At 47.2% G+C, this 18527-nt stretch carries 12 protein-coding genes and 1 pseudogene; 2 read left to right on the top strand and 11 right to left on the bottom strand.

Translation table 11 applies throughout. The features are described 5' to 3' along the window. Nucleotides 1-88 precede the first annotated feature (88 nt). The 6 genes from QVP94_RS08995 to QVP94_RS09020 are packed head-to-tail and all read right to left on the bottom strand — an operon-like array spanning nt 89 to nt 9015. Complete coding sequence (locus tag QVP94_RS08995) at nt 89-2686, bottom strand: family 78 glycoside hydrolase catalytic domain (RefSeq protein ID WP_288213215.1); 2598 nt, start codon at nt 2684-2686, stop codon at nt 89-91. Between the two features lie 20 nt (nt 2687-2706). Then, nucleotides 2707-4455 carry an alpha-L-rhamnosidase-related protein gene (locus QVP94_RS09000; protein WP_022192413.1) on the bottom strand — a complete coding sequence of 583 codons (1749 nt, stop codon included), beginning with the start codon at nt 4453-4455 and terminating at the stop codon, nt 2707-2709. A 3-nt stretch (nt 4456-4458) separates the two neighbouring features. Further along, on the bottom strand, nt 4459-5259 hold the full coding sequence (gene rhaD, locus QVP94_RS09005; protein WP_009017902.1) for a rhamnulose-1-phosphate aldolase: 801 nt from the start codon (nt 5257-5259) through the stop codon (nt 4459-4461). 11 nt (nt 5260-5270) lie between these two features. Then, complete coding sequence (gene rhaT / locus QVP94_RS09010; protein WP_195603586.1) at nt 5271-6296, bottom strand: L-rhamnose/proton symporter RhaT; 1026 nt, start codon at nt 6294-6296, stop codon at nt 5271-5273. After that, entirely contained in the window at nt 6296-7555 is a 1260-nt protein-coding gene (locus QVP94_RS09015; RefSeq protein ID WP_008771952.1) for an L-rhamnose isomerase, read from the bottom strand. The genes rhaT and QVP94_RS09015 overlap by 1 nt, the downstream gene beginning before the upstream one ends. A 38-nt stretch (nt 7556-7593) precedes the next feature. After that, nucleotides 7594-9015, bottom strand: a complete 1422-nt coding sequence (locus QVP94_RS09020; protein ID WP_022192415.1) for a rhamnulokinase — start codon at nt 9013-9015, stop codon at nt 7594-7596. 94 nt (nt 9016-9109) lie between these two features. Between QVP94_RS09020 and QVP94_RS09025 the strand changes: the two genes are divergently transcribed. Then, nucleotides 9110-9997 (top strand): AraC family transcriptional regulator, encoded by an 888-nt coding sequence (locus QVP94_RS09025; protein ID WP_005856470.1) that lies wholly within the window; start codon nt 9110-9112, stop codon nt 9995-9997. 7 nt (nt 9998-10004) lie between these two features. Here QVP94_RS09025 and QVP94_RS09030 read toward each other — a convergent pair whose 3' ends face one another. From QVP94_RS09030 to QVP94_RS09050, 5 genes are all read right to left on the bottom strand, one after another. Further along, a complete protein-coding gene (locus QVP94_RS09030) occupies nt 10005-10850 on the bottom strand; it encodes an endonuclease/exonuclease/phosphatase family protein (RefSeq protein WP_005856468.1) in 846 nt (281 codons plus the stop codon). Between the two features lie 18 nt (nt 10851-10868). Further along, nucleotides 10869-12638 carry a RagB/SusD family nutrient uptake outer membrane protein gene (locus QVP94_RS09035; RefSeq protein ID WP_005856466.1) on the bottom strand — a complete coding sequence of 590 codons (1770 nt, stop codon included), beginning with the start codon at nt 12636-12638 and terminating at the stop codon, nt 10869-10871. 13 nt (nt 12639-12651) lie between these two features. Then, a complete protein-coding gene (locus QVP94_RS09040) occupies nt 12652-16161 on the bottom strand; it encodes a TonB-dependent receptor (RefSeq protein WP_005856464.1) in 3510 nt (1169 codons plus the stop codon). 170 nt (nt 16162-16331) lie between these two features. Continuing rightward, complete coding sequence (locus QVP94_RS09045) at nt 16332-17330, bottom strand: FecR family protein (RefSeq protein WP_005856462.1); 999 nt, start codon at nt 17328-17330, stop codon at nt 16332-16334. Between the two features lie 85 nt (nt 17331-17415). Further along, the gene (locus QVP94_RS09050; protein WP_005856461.1) at nt 17416-17964 is read right to left on the bottom strand and encodes an RNA polymerase sigma-70 factor; all 549 of its coding nucleotides are present in this window, start codon (nt 17962-17964) and stop codon (nt 17416-17418) included. Nucleotides 17965-18178: 214 nt separating this feature from the next. On the opposite strand from QVP94_RS09050, the pseudogene QVP94_RS09055 reads away from it, so the two are divergent. After that, nucleotides 18179-18527 (top strand): annotated as a pseudogene (locus QVP94_RS09055) (sensor histidine kinase); the annotation flags it as partial.

The raw sequence follows: 18527 nt of genomic DNA on the forward strand, positions 1-18527 counted from the left end.
CCCCCCCCACCCCCCGTCTCTACAACTAGGTAAAATAAGCCAATATAGGCGATGTCATTACCGGCTTACTAAAGTCATACGGTTCTTATCACACCGGATATGAAAACGTATGCGTACCGGCGGATACGGTCTCGGTCTGATCGCCTACCACGATATCGGCGGAGCAATCAGCCGGAATCGTCACGGTAAGCATAACCTGATCCCCTTCCCGTTTCCATTCGCTGGCGATACGGCCGCGTACGGAATGGTACTCACCTTTCGCCCAATCCAGTTCTTTCACGAAATGAGGCGTGATACGGATATGACGGAAGCCCGGAGCCGAGTCGTCATGATTGATACCGGCCAGCTGGTTCATCATCCAAGCGGAGACATCTCCCATAAAGACGTGGTTCAAGGAAGCGTCGGCAAACTTCGGACTAAGTGTCCACGTCTCCGGCAATGTGGAGTAACCCATCGTCTCTACCCAATACCCCCATGAAGGCGCCTCGGTCTTCGTGATCATCTTCATGGCATCCTCGATATAGCCATATTTCGTAAGCATGGCCGGAACGGTCTTACTGCCTAATAGACCAAAATCCAAGAAATAGTTATTTCCCGCTACCACCTCACGCAGCTTATCCGCCACAAGTTGTTCCTTTCCTTCCGGTACAAGTCCCAGATACAAGGCCAAGGCTTGCGCCGTTTGGGTCCCTTCGGCATACACACCGGTCTCGGCGTTGAAGAACTTCTGGTTGATCAAGGATTTGAGCGTATTCGCTTTCTCTTGATAAGGAGCGGCATCCTTGCCCAGTAAAGAGGCGAAGCGAGCCATCAACTTATAATCCAGATAATAGTAGGCGGTAGAGGTATATTCATTATTCGTCGTAGCTTTCCAATACACCCAGTCACCCAAGCCAAACGGCAAGTAACCGTCTTTCTCTTTCGTCTTCAAATAATCCAGATATCGCAGCATCGTAGGATATAAGCGTTCTATACTGCGAGACTCTCCATAATAATCATACAAGGCGTTCGGGATGATAAACATGACAGCGTCCCAAACCGGACCCGGCCACTCGCCATATCCCCAACCGCTGGAAGGAATGATACCGGAAATCTCACCCGCCTCACGCTGGTTATCGATAATATCATTCATCCATTTCTCATAAAGCGTGATACCATCGAAGCCCAGCAAACCGAGGTCGATCGCAATATGCGCGTCGGCTGTCCAGCCATTCTTCTCCCGTTGCGGGCAATCGGTCGGGATACTGTGCAGGTTACTGCGGTAAGCCTGCATCGTAGCCTCCCAAATCTTATTCAATAGAGGATTCGAACAAGCGAAGGAACCGGACGGACGGACATCGGTATGCATAAACAAGCCGGTCAAGTTCTCTTCCGTTAAAATAACGGGGCGGCTACTCTCCACCTCCACGTATTGGAAACCGTGATAAGAGAAGGAAGGCATGAAGATCTCCTCCTCTCCCGTACCTTTCAAGGTAAAGACATCCATCTGGAATACCTCGTCCGGCTTGACCGGATGATAATATACATTGATATTGCCTTGCTCCAAGCGACCGTCTTTCTTCAACAACTCACCATGTTTTAACGTGATACGGGTTCCCGCCTCGCCTTTCACCTTCAAGCGGCAAAGGCCGGACATGTTCTTCGGGAAAGAATATACGTATAACTGATCGGAGAAACGTTTCATCGACACGGGCCTCACCTCTTCCGTGATACGGATTCCCGGCATTTGCTGGGCTACCAACAGAGGTGCCGGAGCCTGCGCCGGAAGTACCGCTTCCCATTTACTATCGTCGAAATGAGCGGTTTTCCATCCGGCCTCTTCCAGCCGGGCATCGAATTTATCGCCGCTGTATATATTATTATAGGTATAGGCACCTGTGGAAGTCTTCCAAGTCTCATCCGAGCCAATCACCTCCGTCGTACCATCCGTATAGGTAATACGCAACTCACATAGCAGGCGGGGACGATTCCGCCAGCGTGCCTCATGAAAATTCCAGACCGCCACGGACTGCTCATTGTACCAGCCGTTTCCCAGAACAGCGGCCACGGCGTTGTCGCCTTGCTTCAGCAAAGAGGTAACATCATGCGTCACGTACAAGATACGTTTATCGAAATGCGTATACCCCGGGTCCAGATAATTCGTTCCGACCCGCTCGCCATTGATGAATAGCTCATGATACCCAGCAGATGCTACGTACACACGGGCATCCTTCACTTCCTTGCCTACCGGGAAAGACTTGCGGAACAGAGGGGCAGGCTCGAACTCCTTATCCTTATGATCGGTAATCCAAGAGGCGGACCAATCCGAGGGATCGAACTTAGCGGTCTCGAAAGAAGCCGTCTCCGAGGTAGCGCACGGACGCCCTTCACCATCCCATACCGTAACATTCCAGTAATAACGGGTATGAGGTTTCAGGGCCATTCCCTCCGCATAGGGCCGCAAGTCGTCCGGACTCGTACCGATCCGTACCTCATAGCGGGAAGCCTTAAAGCCCTCCTCATTTCCGGAGTATTCCCATGTAAAGCGAGGAGACGAAGTATCCAAGCCGATAGGCTCCGTAAGGTATTCCGTACGGAGATTCGTAGGTATCGTTAATTCATTATTGCTTTTACAACCGCCTAATAAGAGGGCGGCGAAAGCGTAGATGCAAATAGTTTGTTTCATATATTCTATAATTATATACATTCTACAACTAAGTATAAGAGCTACGGGGTAACTCGTATCTCTTCAGGAGCGTTGATATGGCTTATCACCTTACCGTCCGCACCTTTCTCATGTCGGATCTCGATCACCCCGTAAGGCGTGGGAAACGTACCTTCCACCCATTCGAGATCTCCCAGATGTGGGATGATACGTACCGTACGGCAACCCGGTTCCACCACTTGTACGCCCAATACGTACTCGCTTAACCACGATGTGGGACCCGAAGCCCATCCATGGCACAAGCTATGGCGGAAACCTTGATAGCAATACGCCCCATAATCTCCATGAATATCTTTCTTTCCAGCGGGGACCAGCTCATCAATACGCCCTGCGTCCGGAAGCCATTCCATATTGAAATCCTCCCAAAACGTCGTAGCACCTACATCCAGCATAGCACCCCAATACGTACGGATCACATCTAACGCACCTTGGTAATTACCAGCCAACGCCATCGCCCGTAGCATATAATATCCGTAAAACGTAGAGAAGCCTTTCGCCCCGTCCACCGCCAAGCAACGCTCGTTCGCCTCCTTAGCATCCATGATACCCGCCAGAGCCATCAAGGCGGCGGCCTGTTTATCCCCGGGTGTAATCCGATCTTTCTCCGAAGGGAACCGGGATTTCTTCCGAAGGGAAAACTCAATAGCCTTGGAAGCTACCGCACGGCACTCCGAGGCCAACGCATCCTCGCCTAAAACGGTACATAACTCCTCTCCGGCACGCATGACTTGTATCATCAGCGATTGAAGGCCGGCATCGATAGCGGGTGTATTCTCACTGGAAGGCCAATCCAAGAAACGGTTCCCATCCAGTCTCTCTTGTCCGCTTGGGTCAACCTTCGAGATCAAGTGACGCAGCAAAGCAGTCATATAAGAGCGTTGCTCTTGTAGATACGCAAGATTCCCTTGGTAATAATACCAATCCCGCTGAATCAACAACCACCAAATCGAGTACGAACTGATACCGTTCATCCAACTAGGCAGCGGCGTAATATCCCGAATCAAATCCAAGCTCTTAGGAACCACCTCATTATAACCGAAGACGGTACTGACCGTCATTACCTCCGGATGTAAATCCCCCACCCAGACCAGACGATCCCGTTTTACGCCGTCCCATAGATATTCCTGCATATTCAAGTGGACCGTGTACGCACCTGTCTTCCAGATCCGGTTCAACCGCTCGTCATTACAACGGAAAGAGCCCAGATAAGGAATATCCCGAAACGTAGAGATCGCACGGACCTCTTTTAATTGCAACTCCGTAGAATCACCCAATACATCAATACGCACGAAACGGAAACCGGAATTACCGATCTCCTGCACGCCCAGCCAAGGGAGCGATACCACGAAATCCCGCATCGCATGATCGTTGCTCGCCCCGTTCGCACCATCTATCTCGCACATAGCCTCACTAACGGACTCGCCGAAACGAACCCGTACGGAAACCGGATCGTGAGACGGCGGCATACCGGTCACCAGCTGAAGACCGCCTTGCAACTCCTTCCCGAAATCAAGCAGCAAAGCGGGATGTTCGGTTGGCGTACTTTTCAACACACACAACCGATTATTCGCCAAATCCGACTGTCCGTTGCCTGAAACAAGCAAATGGTTCGCTCCCGTAATTCGCGAACTATCTTGCTGCCAGACAATACGGACCGGAGCGATATACTCCCGTGTCCGATGGTCTCGCTGCTGGGCGAACAACGTGAACGAACCGATCCCTATGAATAGAATGATTAATTTCTTTCGCATACGCTAGAGTCCAAAGGCCGGAACCAAGTCATCCAATTGCTGCTCCGTCATACCTTCCGGCTCGTAACCGGTCATGCGGGCACTAAAATAGATCTGGGCGGATTTACTCAACGTATCGATCGCATCGAAGCACTCGATCAGGTCCTCACCGACGGCAAGGATACCGTGCTTCTCCCAGAACACCACGTCGTGCTCCTCCAACTGACGGATCGTAGCGTGCGCCAACGCCAAAGTGCCCGGTATCTCGTAAGGAACGATACCGACCCCTTTCGGCACGATAATCCGACATTCCGGGATCATACTCCATAACGTGCGGGTAATCTTCTCCGAATCCAAGAACGGCTTGCAATGCGTCATGCCGATAATATCCGTCGGATGCGTATGCAATACCACCCGGTTATCCCGTCCCTTCGCACGCAAGAAATTGTGCATCAACAAATGGGAAGGCAACTCGGAAGTCGGTGGGATCGGTTGCTCCGCTAGGATATCATACGATTTCCCATCGGCGGCGATACGGATCAAAGAGCCGTTGGCGAAAGGATCTTTCGCCACGTAACGCATCCGTTTTCCGGTACCCGTCACATAAAAGACGTGCCCGCATAAGGCCGTCATCGCCTCTTGCAAGGGAATCGAGGAAACCAAAGCCGGCAACGCCTTCTCCTCCTCGCTCAATAAAGTAGTCAGGTTCACCGATATATTCCCGCCGTTTCGCTCAGCCCAACCCTTGGTCCACAAATAGCCGGCGACCTCGGCGATACGATCTATTTCCGCCATCAGGCGTTCATTGTTTCTTAGTATTATCATGTCTATTTTAATTAAACTATATTCGGATATAATAAGGAAAGGATCAAGATACACATGCCGGTAATCAATACCACGATCGTCCGGCGATCCACGCCCTTCCATTCTTTTAATAAGATGCCCCAGACATTACTGAAAATAACATTCAGCGACATCAAGATACTCCACGAGAAAGCCAGCATAACCGGGGAATCCGAGAAATAGCTCTTTCCCATCCCCAGTCCGAAGAACTGCGAGTACCAAAGCACGCCTGCCAAAGCGCAAAATAAGACATTATTCAGCAATGTACCTCCCGATACCGAGAAATAATCCTTGCCCGTCCCGTTTTTCACGTTCTGGAAAATACAATACACAGCGTTCGTACAAAAGCCGCCCAAAGTAACCAACAGTATCACGGGATTCAAGGCGAACAGATCGCTAGCTCCCGCCTCTTTCGCTTTCGCCAGCACCTCGTTTCCCGATTCCAAACCCAAATTGAAGCAGGCGCTCATCACACCGGCAAGCAAGGCTACCGCCAAGCCCTTAGTCAAGGCAAAATCCTTCACCGCCGCTTTCTTCTCCTCCTCACTCATATTCCGGGCCCGCAGGCTTCCGGCGTAACCGATCACGGCGATACCTGCCAAGGTAATGCAAACACCGGTCAACAGGATCAATCCGGTTCCCTCAAACAGATTCGTTCCACCGAACAAAGCCGGGAAGAGCGTACCGAAACCGGCGCATGTACCCAAGGCGATGCTCTGTCCCAAAGCTACGCCCAGATAACGCATACTCAACCCGAAAGTCAACCCGCCGACACCCCAGAGCATGCCATAGATAACCGCTCCCAAGCTACCCGGCGAACGCCATAGTTCCAGCAAGGTACTCCCTTCCGGTACCGCCAACATCGCTCCGAGATAAGGGAAAACCAACCAAGCGAAGATACCTTGCACCAACCAAAAGCTTTCCCAACTCCAATCCCGGATCTTATTGATCGGCACGTACGAGCTACTCTGCCCGAAACTGCCGATCGCGATGATCAACAACCCGATCCCGATCTCTATCATTTCCGTCTTGAGGTAACGTCGGACTCATATTTCTCGATCTCAGCGATATAAGACTCTCCTACGGGGACCCCACTTTGCAGACAATACATATCCCAAACCGCACCCCAAGGCAGACTCTTCGCTTCCTCCTGCAAGGCAAGACGCTGGAAATACTTACCCTCATCCTCGTACTGGCGAAGCAAGGCGATCGGCTCCAGCAAAGCGAGCATAAAGGCTTTTTGCGTGGCACGGCTACCAATGACATAAGCACCGATACGATTGATGGTAGCGTCGAAATAATCCAAACCGATATGTACCCGGTCCAAGGCGTCGCAACGCACGATCTCACGGGCTAAATCCTGCACATCGTCATTCAAGATCACGACATGATCGCTATCCCAACGGATCGGACGACTTACGTGCAACATGATCTCGGGCGTAAACAGCAATAACGAGGAAACCTTGTCGGCGATACTTTCCGTCAAATGGAAATGGCCGGTGTCCAAGGTAACGATCTTGTTCTTTTTCGCCCCGTAACCCAAATAGAAATCATAGGAACCTACCGTATAACTTTCCAGACCGATACCGAAGAGTTTCGCCTCGATACAATCTTTCATCCATTTATATTCGGTAGCGAATATCTCATCCAGCGATTCCTCCAAGATACGGCGATAACGTAAGCGGCTGGCCGGTACTTCCTTGCTCCCGTCATGTATCCAAAGGTTCATCATGCAAGGATCGTTCTGGGCTTTACCCATCTCATCGCTGATCCAGCGACAACGCTTCGTATGCTCGATCCAGAAGTTACGGATATCATCGCTGGGGTTCGCCAAGGTCAAATCTCCGCTTTTAGGGTGCGAGAAAGAGGTACTGTTGAAGTCTAGCTTGAAATCATTCTCTTTCGCCCATTGTATCCAGCTCTCGAAATGATGGGGTTCTACCTCGTCACGATCTACTTTCTCCCCTTGGAAATCCCCGTAGATCTCATGCAGACTAAGCCGATGATTACCGGGGATATAGGATTTCGCCTTCAATACATCCCGACGCAACTCGTCGATAGTACGGGCACGTCCCGGATAATTGCCGGTCACTTGTATACCACCGGTCAAGGAGCCGCCTTGGTTCTCGAAACCGCTTACGTCATCGGCCTGCCAGCAATGCAGGGATAGGGATATTTTCTTCATATCCTCTAATGCTTTACGAACGTCTACACCTACGGCCGCATAACGTTCTGCCGCTACTTCAAATGCCTGTTGAATTAAACTGTCTTTTGTCATGGTATGATGTTTTTAAATTTATATGATTTGAATGTGTATCATCTTTCCGGATAAAATTCCTTGGGAGGGAATGCGGTGGCTATCAGTCTTCGCATCTCCCAACAATCCGTCAGTAATCCTGCCGACTTAGCCTGTATCAAGCAATTTCCAATGGCTGTCGCCTCAGACGGGCCTGCCAATACGGGAATACCGATAGCGTTGGCTGTCAACTGATTCAGCAGATCGTTCCGAGAGCCACCACCTATCACATGCAATCGTTCGATCGGATGTGGCGACATCGATTTGAGTATTTCCAGCACCTCTTTATAACGATTCGCCAAGCTATAAAATATACAATGTACATAATCGGCGTCCGAAGCGGGAACAGCCTGTCCGGTTTCCTCACAATAGCCCGTGATCTCACGTAGCATATTCTCTGGATTGGCGAAACGGGGATCATCCGGATTGATCAAAGAAGTAAATTCGCTCAACTCCGCCATCCGAACCATATCATCGTACGAATAATCCAATCCGGACCGCTTCCATTGCTCCCGGCAACGTTCCAAGATCCACATACCTGTAATATTCTTCAAAAAGCGGGTCGTACCCTCGATGCCCCCCTCATTCGTGAAATTATTCTTGAAAGAGACCTCGTTGATGATCGGCTTCTCCACCTCGATCCCCATCAAGCTCCAAGTACCGCTACTCAAGTAAGCGAAATTAGGAGAAGAAGCAGGGACAGCCGCTACCGCCGACGCCGTATCGTGACCAGCCACGGCGATTACCGGGATTTCCCCGATTCCTGTCTTACGGGCGATCGACTCGCTCAACCGCCCGATCAACGTCCCCGGCATCACCACCGGACACATCAAAGTAGGAGATACACCCACGGCCTCCAAGAGCTTGTAATCGAATTTATGGGTTTCCGGGTTCAATAATTGAGACGTGGAAGCGATCGTATATTCACATACCATACGCTCCGTCAACATATAAGCCAAAAGGTCCGGTATGAATAATATCTTTTCCGCCACTTCCTGCGGTATAAACGAGTCTTGCCCCGCCCTGAAAAGCTGGAACAAGCTATTAAACGGCATCACTTGAATACCTGTTCGCTTATAGACCTCTTCCTTGGGAATCCGTTTGAAAAAGTCCTCGGGAGCGCCGTCCGTATAAGGATCTCGGTAAGCACGAGGTAAGCCCAATAAAGAGCCATCCAAAGCCACATACCCAAAATCCACTCCCCATGTATCTATTCCGATCGAGTGCAACCGGATTCTTTGCCGGGCGCATATCGTCAAGCTTTCTATAAGAGAAGTATAAAGATGATAGATATCCCAATAAAACCGTCCGTGTAATTCCACCATCGGATTCGGGAACCGATGGATCTCTTTCATTTCAAATTTGGCATCCTTTAAGGTTCCGAGCACGGCCCGTCCACTGGTAGCCCCTATATCAAAGGCTAGAAAATTATATTCCTTCATGGCTTAACAAAGTTATTTGTTTGACGAAAGCAAAAGTAGAAGCATTATTGCTATATTTGCTTACGAAAATGATTTTAAACCTTTCAAATCTGACATGAACGAACTGCGGAATGATTTACTACGTTACTTGACGATCAGCGCTACGGATGAGGAATGGGGAATCGTCGTCACGACGGTCGGATATCAATTCATCCCGCCGGGTTGCGCCTATCCGCTTTCCCGGCATCCGGAGAAGTATAATTTCAAGCCTCAGACCGGACGTATCCTGAATGAGTATCAATTGGTATATATAACGAAAGGTAGCGGGTACTTTTCCTCCCAGTCTTGTAAATCGCAAAAGATAAACGCAGGGACGATGATCCTCCTTTTCCCCGGGGAATGGCATAGTTATTATCCGGACCGGGAAACGGGATGGGATGAGTATTGGGTAGGTTTCCGGGGCATTCATATCGATAAACGTGTGGAGAAGAAATTCTTTACCAAGGAAGAGCCGCTACACCGGATCGGGCTGAGCGCTACGATCGTCGGACTTTATGAGGATATACTGAAGTTCGCCTCGGAGGAGAAATCCGGTTACCAACAGATGATCTCCAGTATCGTGCTTCATATATTAGGCTCCGTATATTATAAGGAAAAGAACAACTCCTTCACGAACACCTATGTCGTAGATAAAATCAACGAGGCACGTATATTAATGAAGGAGAACATCGAGGACCCATTAAGTCCGGAAGAGATCGCTGCCCGTCTTGGTTTAGGTTATTCATGGTTTCGCCGGATGTTTAAGGAATACACCGGCGTCTCCCCCGCCCAATATCAATTACAACAGAAGCTCCTTCGTGCGAAAGAGCTTCTGACTAGTACCCCTTTGACGATCTCCGAGATCGCCTATAGCCTACATTTCGAGAATGCCGGCCAATTCTCCACATTCTTCAAGAAGAAAGAAGGGGTCACGCCCTCGGAGTTCAGGGATCGGACACATTGAGATAATATTAGAACTCAGCCACGACCATCACCGGGAAATGATCCGAAGGTGTATGTCCGTATAATGTGTTCGTTAATACACCGTATTTATCAATTTGGATACTGTCGGTTACCCAAATATAATCCAGACGCTCCTCTGTCTTGATCGTACTATCATATCCGTGATAGGTACAGACCGGACCGAACGGGGCTTCCTTGGTGATCTTATAAGAGTCGTTCAAGAAACCGCTATCATTTAAAATACGGATCGGTTCTTCGGTAGGAAACGCATTGAAATCGCCTGTCAGGAATACAGGCTGATTACCGGCGATACTTTTGATCCGTGAGATCATTAAGTTAGAAGATTCCCTACGGGCCACATCTCCCTCGTACTCATAATGTACATTAAAGAAATAAAATTGTTTATGGTTCTTCAAGTCCTCAAACTTCCCCCAAGTACAAATCCGGTTACAGCAAGTACCATCCCAACCTCTACCGGGTTTCTCGGGATGTTCCGATAACCAGAAATCACCTTGATCCAACACCTTGAACCGATCTGAACGATAAAATATGGCGCAGTGCTCTCCGGCATCTTTTCCATCATCCCGTCCTACACCAATAAACCGGTAGTCGCTTAACCGCAAGATATCGTTTAATTGATGCGTAAATCCTTCTTGAGTCCCGAATAAATCGAAACCATAAAAACGGATTAAGTCATTCACCATATCTTTCCGGTGAAACCAAGCGTTCTCCCCATCGGATGGAGTATCCATCCTCAAATTAAAAGTAGCGATCTTTAAGACCTCCTTATCTTCCGCTTTTCCATAAGCCATCGCCAAGAACAGCAATGACACGAATATAATTAACTTTTTCATGATTCATTCTTTTTTTAGTTACCAACCCGGATTTTGTGTCAAGTTCGGATTCATGATAATATCCAAGTCCGGAATAGGATATAGATAATGCTTATCCTCCCATACCCGGGGAATATTATTCAACCAAGTCAATTCTCCTTTCGTATTCCCTGATAAACGCTGCGGATTTACCTTACCGGCCTTCATCTCGGAAACGACCACGTAGGTCACTCCCGATATCGGGTTCTCCACGTTCTCATTCATCGTAAAACATACATCCAAGATACCATCTTCATTTAAATCCATCGGCTTATCCAATTCCGGGACATAGAAACCATTCCAAGGCATTGTCATCAGATTCCCTTTTTTCCAACGTAACAAATCACTGAAACGCAAACCCTCGAATACCAATTCGATACCTCTCTCACGACGGATCTCCAGCAAACTGGGATCTGTTATTTCCGGGAAATAATTCGCTTGCAGGTAAGGATCAGCCTTTGTCGGTCTAGCTGTCAAACCTCCTGTTATCCCCGCTCTACCCCGTAAAGCACCGATCGTTTTTTCCCAATCCGCATCCGTGAAGACTCCAAGCTCCGCTTTCGCTTCCGCATAGTTCAATAATACCTCGGCGAAACGAATCAAAGGAATCGAATTATCATTATTCGCACCGCTATCATAAAACACATCATCCAGGCAATACTTAATAGGTTGATAACCGGTATAGGTATAAGAGAAGATCGGAGGAGCGGGCGTTTGCACCCCCCCATCAATACGCTTATAATCCCCCATACGGATGGTTTGTTGCAAACGTTTATCACGATTCTTCACCTCATCCATAAAGACCATGGTCTTATATCCCTCCTTGTCCGTAAAAGGAGTACCGTCCTCCATCAAATAAGTATTCACGAACGTACGGATCAAATTCAGACGGGGACCATATGTAGCGCTTGTCCAATACCAGTTAGCGTCATTCAATACGCTCAAGGACTTATCACAAACAGCGGCAAGCATAACCTCCGTAGTCACCGGCTTCACACTGATAAACAAATCCCGGTACGATTTCGTCGTACCGTTTGCCGTATACAATTTAAAACCAGAGTTAGCGATCACATCCTCTGCCGCTTTAACCGCCTCGTTCAGCCAAGCATTCGCCGACTCTTTCAGCCCATATTCCGTATGATACTTACGAAACGTCCCCTCGAACAGGCATACTCTCGACTTGAAAGCCTGAGCTACATACTTCGTGATCAAGGAACTGGTCTGATCACTCGTCAAGGTAATATGCTCGCAAGCGAAATCCAAATCAGCCAAGACCGAATCCATCACCAAGGTTCTCGAATCCCTTGCCGCATACAGATCGGGGTCATCCACCTCCATCGCCTTATTGATCCAAGGCACGTCGCCAAAGCGTTTCACCTTATCAAAGTAGAACCAAGCACGGAAGAAACGAGCTAAACCTATATAATTCATCCTAACGCTTTCCGATACCCGTGGGTCCGTACAATTCTGGATAAAGTAATTGATGTTCCGAAGCTTTTCCCAATCCCAGCCATCGCTCTGTTGAGGACCATAGGCATCCGCCAATATAAAATTAGGAACCAACGCCCTCGCCGCATAATCACACATATTATCCGCTTGGTGAGCGGCCGATGGAGTCGGTAAAATCTCATAGAACGAGTTCGCGTATAATTCCAATCCATTCTCCGTACTGAAAACCGGTTCCTTGGAAACCTCTGAAACAGGAACCTCATCCAAATCGCAAGAGAACAAACCTATCACACTGATGATATATATTAATGTCTTTTTCATACTATAGCACTTTTTAGAATGTAACTGACAAACCAAAACTAACACTCTTCAATATCGGATAGCTATATCCATTACCCGACGTACCCTCCGTTAAATCCCGGTCAGAACCTCTGACCGCCTCAACGTCTAAGTCTTTAGAATATTTATAGAAAGGAGACCAACTCCAAAGATTCTCGCCCGAGACGTATACCTTGGCATTCTGCATCCTTAGTTTCGAGATAAAGCTCTTCGGCAAAGTATACCCTAACTGAATATTCTTCATACGTATATAGGCGATATTCTGTAAGTAACGGGTTTGTTTCAAGTTCAACTCGGCATAAGGCTCCTCAGAGGAGTATCCTCTCAAACGGGGGAAATAGGTATTCGGATTCTCCTCCGTCCAGATATTCCCCAAATGAGATTTAGGCATATCATTATACGGACGATTATACATACCCCAGAAATAAGAGGCTTCCGATCCCGGCCACCAATCTTGTTTACCTACACCTTGGAAGAAAGCGGAGACGAAGAAGTTATTCCAATCACCGCTCAAATTGATACCATAGATGAAACGAGGCTCGCTATTACCGATTATCTTCTGGTCACCCGGATTATCCACCGTATTGTTTCCATAATCAATCACGCCATCGCCGTTCAAGTCCTTGAACTTGATATCGCCCGGAAGCCATTGTCCAGCCGTAGCACCCGCGTAGAAATAGGGTTGTTTAGCGTGGCTATCGATATCAGCTTGCGAGGTAAAGAAACCTTCAGTCTCGTATCCCCAGATCTCACCTACCTTCATACCCTCGTAATAGTAATCATCGCCCAGTTTCTTTTCCGGGTTATTGTATTTATCAATCGTTGACTGGTAATCGGCGAGCGTGAAACGAACCTCGTAATTGAACGGTTTACTTGCCAACTGGAATTGATCCCGCCAAGAGACACTCAACTCAAAACCTTTTGTCGTAAGATCCGCATAGTTACCTTTCGGCACATCCGTACCGAACACCGCCGGCAATGACATACCCACCGTAAACATATCGGTTGTTTTCCGTTGATAGATATCGCCCGAGAATTGCAAACGGTTCGATAGGAAAGCAAAGTCCAGACCAAGGTTCAAGGTCGTAGATTTCTCCCAAGTCAAGCCCAACGGAATAACCGCCGGCTGGCCCGTATACTGCGGACGTATGCCATTCAACACCAAACTGGATTGCTTGATCTTAAATAACTCTTGGAATGAGTACGGATCAATATTACCATTACCCAAGGAACCATAAGAGGCACGTACCTTCAGATTCGAGAAGATTTCCTCGGGAACCTTCCAGAACGGCTCTTGCGAAACCCTCCAACCCGCAGAGACCGATGGGAAGAACGCATATTGAGAATCCGATGGGAATTTGGAAGAACCATCTAACCGACCATTCACTTCCAATAGATAACGATCATTAAAGACATAATTCAAACGGAAGAAACCTCCGGATATACGCCATTTGGAATAACCACCCTCGGTATTAATCGTTTGTCCCAAGGCCATATTCAAATCCTCGGCATCATCAAAGATCAATCCGTTTCTCAATACCTTTACATTCTTCATACGGGATTCCTCGTAGTTATATCCTACCATCGCCTTGAAATAATGCACTTCTTTAAAGGTATCCTCGTATTCTCCGTAAATATTGCTAGCCAGATAACTAGTCGTCTTATTCGTATTCTGGATATCATTCTTGGAAGAACCTACGTACTCAATCACACCCGGACGGCGGCTGAACGGCACCGGTACCCGGATCTGGGTTTGGTCGTTGTCATTGTTCTGGAACGTAAAATCACCTTTGATACGCAATTTATCCTTCAAGAAACTAGCCGTAGCGCTCACCGTATTCTTCAAGATCCTTTGCTCGGTATCGATACCATTCTTTCCGTACCAGAAATCACCAACCGTATAAGCGGCAGAGTGCGTCAAGGTACCATCCGGGTTAAACATCGGAGCCAAAATATGCCCCTCATCCGCGATATTACGCCAGATACCGCCACCTTCACCTACATTCAACGGATTATGATAAGTCATGCTGGAATACTCCAAATTGTCCTCCACCTTCAACCAATCAAATACCTGCACCGCTCCTTTCGCACGCATATTGAACAACTTATAGTCGTCCGTATTATATCGGAACAATCCATCTTGCCCATAATAACGGCCCGTTACATAGAAACTGGTCTTGCCGCTACTTCCGGACACGGAAATATTATGATCCGTAGCGAACGTAGATTTCTTATACAATTCCTTGTACCAATCCGTATTTCCATAATATACATAATCCCCATTCGGACCGATCTCTACCTCCGGTAATCCCGAGATGCCGGAACGACGCTCCAGTTCCTCCAGATACTCCTGAGAGAATTTCAAGGTCTTATTAATGTTCTGTGGAGTTTGGGAATAATCGTAATAAGCGCTCCACGCCTCATTAAAGTATTTAGCGTATGTATATCCATCGGTAACGACATCCGGTACCTTCGTCGGAGATTTCATCGTAAAATTACCCGAGTACGTCACGGAAGTCTTGTCCTTGGACGGATTCTTCGTCGAGATTAATACGACACCAAATGCGCCTCTCGCGCCGTAAATGGCAGCCGAAGCCGCATCCTTCAAGACAGATACACTGGCGATATCATTCGGGTTCAACATACTGGGATCACCCTCCACGCCATCGATCAATATCAAGGCGCTACCCTTTTGTCCGATAGAGGTCGTACCACGTATATTATATTCCGCCGTACGATTTGGTTTACCATCTGTCATCGAGATATTCAGATTAGGGATCGTACCTTGAAGCGCTTGGGTAACGTTTGAGATGGAACGGTTATCGAACACCTCACTCGTCACTTGTTCCACCGCACCCGTCAGATTCACCTTCTTCTGGGTACCGTAACCAACCACGACTACTTCATCCAATTTCTGGGTATCCTCACGGATCGTCACGGTCAGCTCGCTCTTCCCTTTAACAGCGATATCCTGAGGCATAAAACCGATATAAGAGACTTGCAAGATATCATTGTCCGAAGCCTCCACCGAGAAATTTCCATCCATGTCCGTTATGGTACCGTTCGTCGTACCTTTCACCACGACATTCGCCCCGATTACCGGATCACCCAAAGGATCTAGTATCGTACCGGTTATCTTGCGGGAAGGTTTACCGGCTGACGCACTTGCATTTTGTCTCGGAAACAAAGCGATCTGCTTACTGGTGATCTCAAAAGAGAGGTCCGTGGTCCTTAGCATTGAATTTAAGGCAGACTCTATAGGCTGATTCGAGACGTTCAAACTTACCTTTTGAGTCAAGTCTATCTTGTTACCGTCATAAAAGAACGTATAACCGCTAGCGACCTCAATCTCATGGATCGCCTCTTTCAACGGTAGGTTCGAAAATGAAACTGATATCTTCTTGTCGACGGCTTCAACAGCTAACAAACGTAAAGAAAAGAATAGAAGAAAGAATATCGCATACAAACAATTTCTTCCTTTCACAAATTGTCTTTTATTATTCATATATTTGCGAAGTATTTAAAGTTAACATCCTTACAGCTTTAGACAAACGGCCAAATTTGAACAAGCTGTAATTAGATTTTAATTTGGATTAGGGATTTGTCCCCGAAAGGCTTAAGTTACCGCTTAAGCCTTTTTTGTTGTCTTATGTCATTGGGATAATCTCATAGGCATTACTTTTTAGAAGGTTCAACATGCATTATTTGTACGTGATCATCCTCGTCGAACGTATAAGCGATCGGGTTTATGCGCGACATGATCCGTAAGATCACTTCCAGTGACTCATCCTTGATTGTGAACGTATAGGCTTGTGAATCCGGGATGGTAGGATCTACCTCGATCTTAACATTATACCATTTCTCCAGATAACGAGTTATGTACCGTAACGACTTCGCCTCAAACCGCACACTCTCGCTTGCCCAGAAAGACTCGTAAAACATATCGGCGGAGGTTATATTCAAGGTCTTATCCCTTTTATTCAAAGCGGCGATCTCCCCCGGATACAGATAAGCCTCCTTACCTCCGGCCTCCAAAGAGACTGAACCCCGGAAAAGGGTCACCCGAATGTTTTCTTCCTTTGGATAAGAGTTCACGTTAAAGCAGGTACCATGTACCTTTACTTTCACCTCCGAGGCCAAGACCACGAAAGGATGCCGGTTGTCTTTCGTCACGTCAAACAGGGCCTCGCCGTTCAAAGCCACTTCCCGGTTCTCCATGAAATCTGCCGCATACTCCAAGGTAGAACCGGAGTTCAACCAAACAACGCTGCTATCCGGCAATACGATCCTCGACTTACCGCTTAAAGCGGAATAAGACAACTTATTGGAATAAACGGCCCGGTCTCCTCCAGTATACAAGAAAGAGAAGGTCAACGAAATGATCAATAATATGGAAGCCGCGGCTACCGCCATACGGAATTTCCAGATAGAGACGACTTTAGGAGCCTTGTTCTCTTGGGACATACGACTTTCCAGTTGTTGCCAATAAAAAGCGGTATCCGGCGTATAGGATGAAGCCTCCTCCCGGATCTCTCTCCATAATCCCTCTAGTTCTTGATATAAATGAGCATTCCCTTCCCCTTGAAGCCATTCCTCGAACAACTTCTCACCTCTCTCATCTTGTTCATCCTTCAGACGAGATATAATTAATTGCCATGGTATATGTTTATTCATGAAGTGCCATTTTCTAGTGTGACACATCAAATGACGATAACCCTACATAGTTTTCATTATTTTTTTTAATCTTGTGGAAATAAAATCACCATAAGTAGTGATAGGCATCCCCCAAATAGGCCCGGATCTGTTTTAACGCTCTGGAAATATGCCCTTCCACGGCTTTAACGCTTATATTCATTTGCTCCGCTATCTCCTTATTTGAAAGGTTGTCCATACGGCTCTTATTGAATACATCACGGCATTTCGGGGGAAGGGAGAAAATAGCCTCATGAATCAGGCGTTGCAACTCTTGAGTTTCTAATGTCTCGTCATTCTCGAAACGTTCCAAAGAGGAAAAATCGTCCGTTGAGATAAAACGCTCGTTATCTCTTAGGTAATTCAAGGCCCTATTCCGTGCGGACTGGAATAGATAGGCTTTCAACGTGATCTGGATTTGTAAGGTCTCCCGTCTTTCCCAAAAGCTGGCAAAGATATCGACTACGATATCCTCGGCGGCTCCCGGTTTCTTCATATATAAATGTACGAAGCGGCATAAAGGAGTGAAATATAACTCAAACAGATGTTTAAAAGCCAGTCTATCACCAGCTTTTATCAGTTTTAGAATAAACAAATCGTCTATAGTTTTATCCATTATTCCATCTCCCTTAGCGTCAAGATATTTGCAAACATAGACATAAAAAATCAAATGGCAATAACTCGATAAACTTTAAATAGATTCATTCTACTTGATCGAGCCTCCTTGAGAGAATCGCATCTATTTGTAATATCCCGGTTATTTTCCCCAGATATATTTTGCTTTAATCCTAGTAAATACATATTTTTACTTCAAATTAAAATTTTAAGTTATGAGGATCACTTATCTTTTACTCTCTCTTGTACTTTGTCTCTGTCCGGTCATGCAGGCGCAAAATACGACGAATCAATTTATGACACAGGCACAAAGCAGCCTGGAAAAAAAAGACTACACCAAAGCTCGTTATCTTTTTTTACAAGCTTACAAGAGCTTATCCCAAAAAGGTGATTACAAACAAGCGATCGATGCCGGTACGCAGGCGGCTTATCTATATTATCGCGAGAATTATTACCAAGAGGCATTCGATCTTTGCCGCCAGATGAACCAATTCATCTTAACCGAGGAACAGAAGTTGCAGAAATCGCTCTATGAGCAACGCTTCCAAGTAACGAAAGAGCGGT

The sequence above is a fragment of the Parabacteroides sp. CAG:2 genome, from assembly GCF_000436315.1.
GTDB classification, from domain to species: Bacteria; Bacteroidota; Bacteroidia; order Bacteroidales; family Tannerellaceae; genus Parabacteroides; species Parabacteroides distasonis.

Coding starts and splice junctions, on each gene's coding strand:
- QVP94_RS09040 (WP_005856464.1), bottom strand. CDS start 16,161: ATGAATAATAAAAGACAATTTGTGAAAGGAAGAAATTGTTTGTATGCG.
- QVP94_RS09020 (WP_022192415.1), bottom strand. CDS start 9,015: ATGAAGGAATATAATTTTCTAGCCTTTGATATAGGGGCTACCAGTGGA.
- QVP94_RS09025 (WP_005856470.1), top strand. CDS start 9,110: ATGAACGAACTGCGGAATGATTTACTACGTTACTTGACGATCAGCGCT.
- rhaD (WP_009017902.1), bottom strand. CDS start 5,259: ATGATAATACTAAGAAACAATGAACGCCTGATGGCGGAAATAGATCGT.
- QVP94_RS09050 (WP_005856461.1), bottom strand. CDS start 17,964: ATGGATAAAACTATAGACGATTTGTTTATTCTAAAACTGATAAAAGCT.
- QVP94_RS08995 (WP_288213215.1), bottom strand. CDS start 2,686: ATGTATATAATTATAGAATATATGAAACAAACTATTTGCATCTACGCT.
- QVP94_RS09030 (WP_005856468.1), bottom strand. CDS start 10,850: ATGAAAAAGTTAATTATATTCGTGTCATTGCTGTTCTTGGCGATGGCT.
- QVP94_RS09015 (WP_008771952.1), bottom strand. CDS start 7,555: ATGACAAAAGACAGTTTAATTCAACAGGCATTTGAAGTAGCGGCAGAA.
- QVP94_RS09045 (WP_005856462.1), bottom strand. CDS start 17,330: ATGAATAAACATATACCATGGCAATTAATTATATCTCGTCTGAAGGAT.
- QVP94_RS09000 (WP_022192413.1), bottom strand. CDS start 4,455: ATGCGAAAGAAATTAATCATTCTATTCATAGGGATCGGTTCGTTCACG.
- QVP94_RS09035 (WP_005856466.1), bottom strand. CDS start 12,638: ATGAAAAAGACATTAATATATATCATCAGTGTGATAGGTTTGTTCTCT.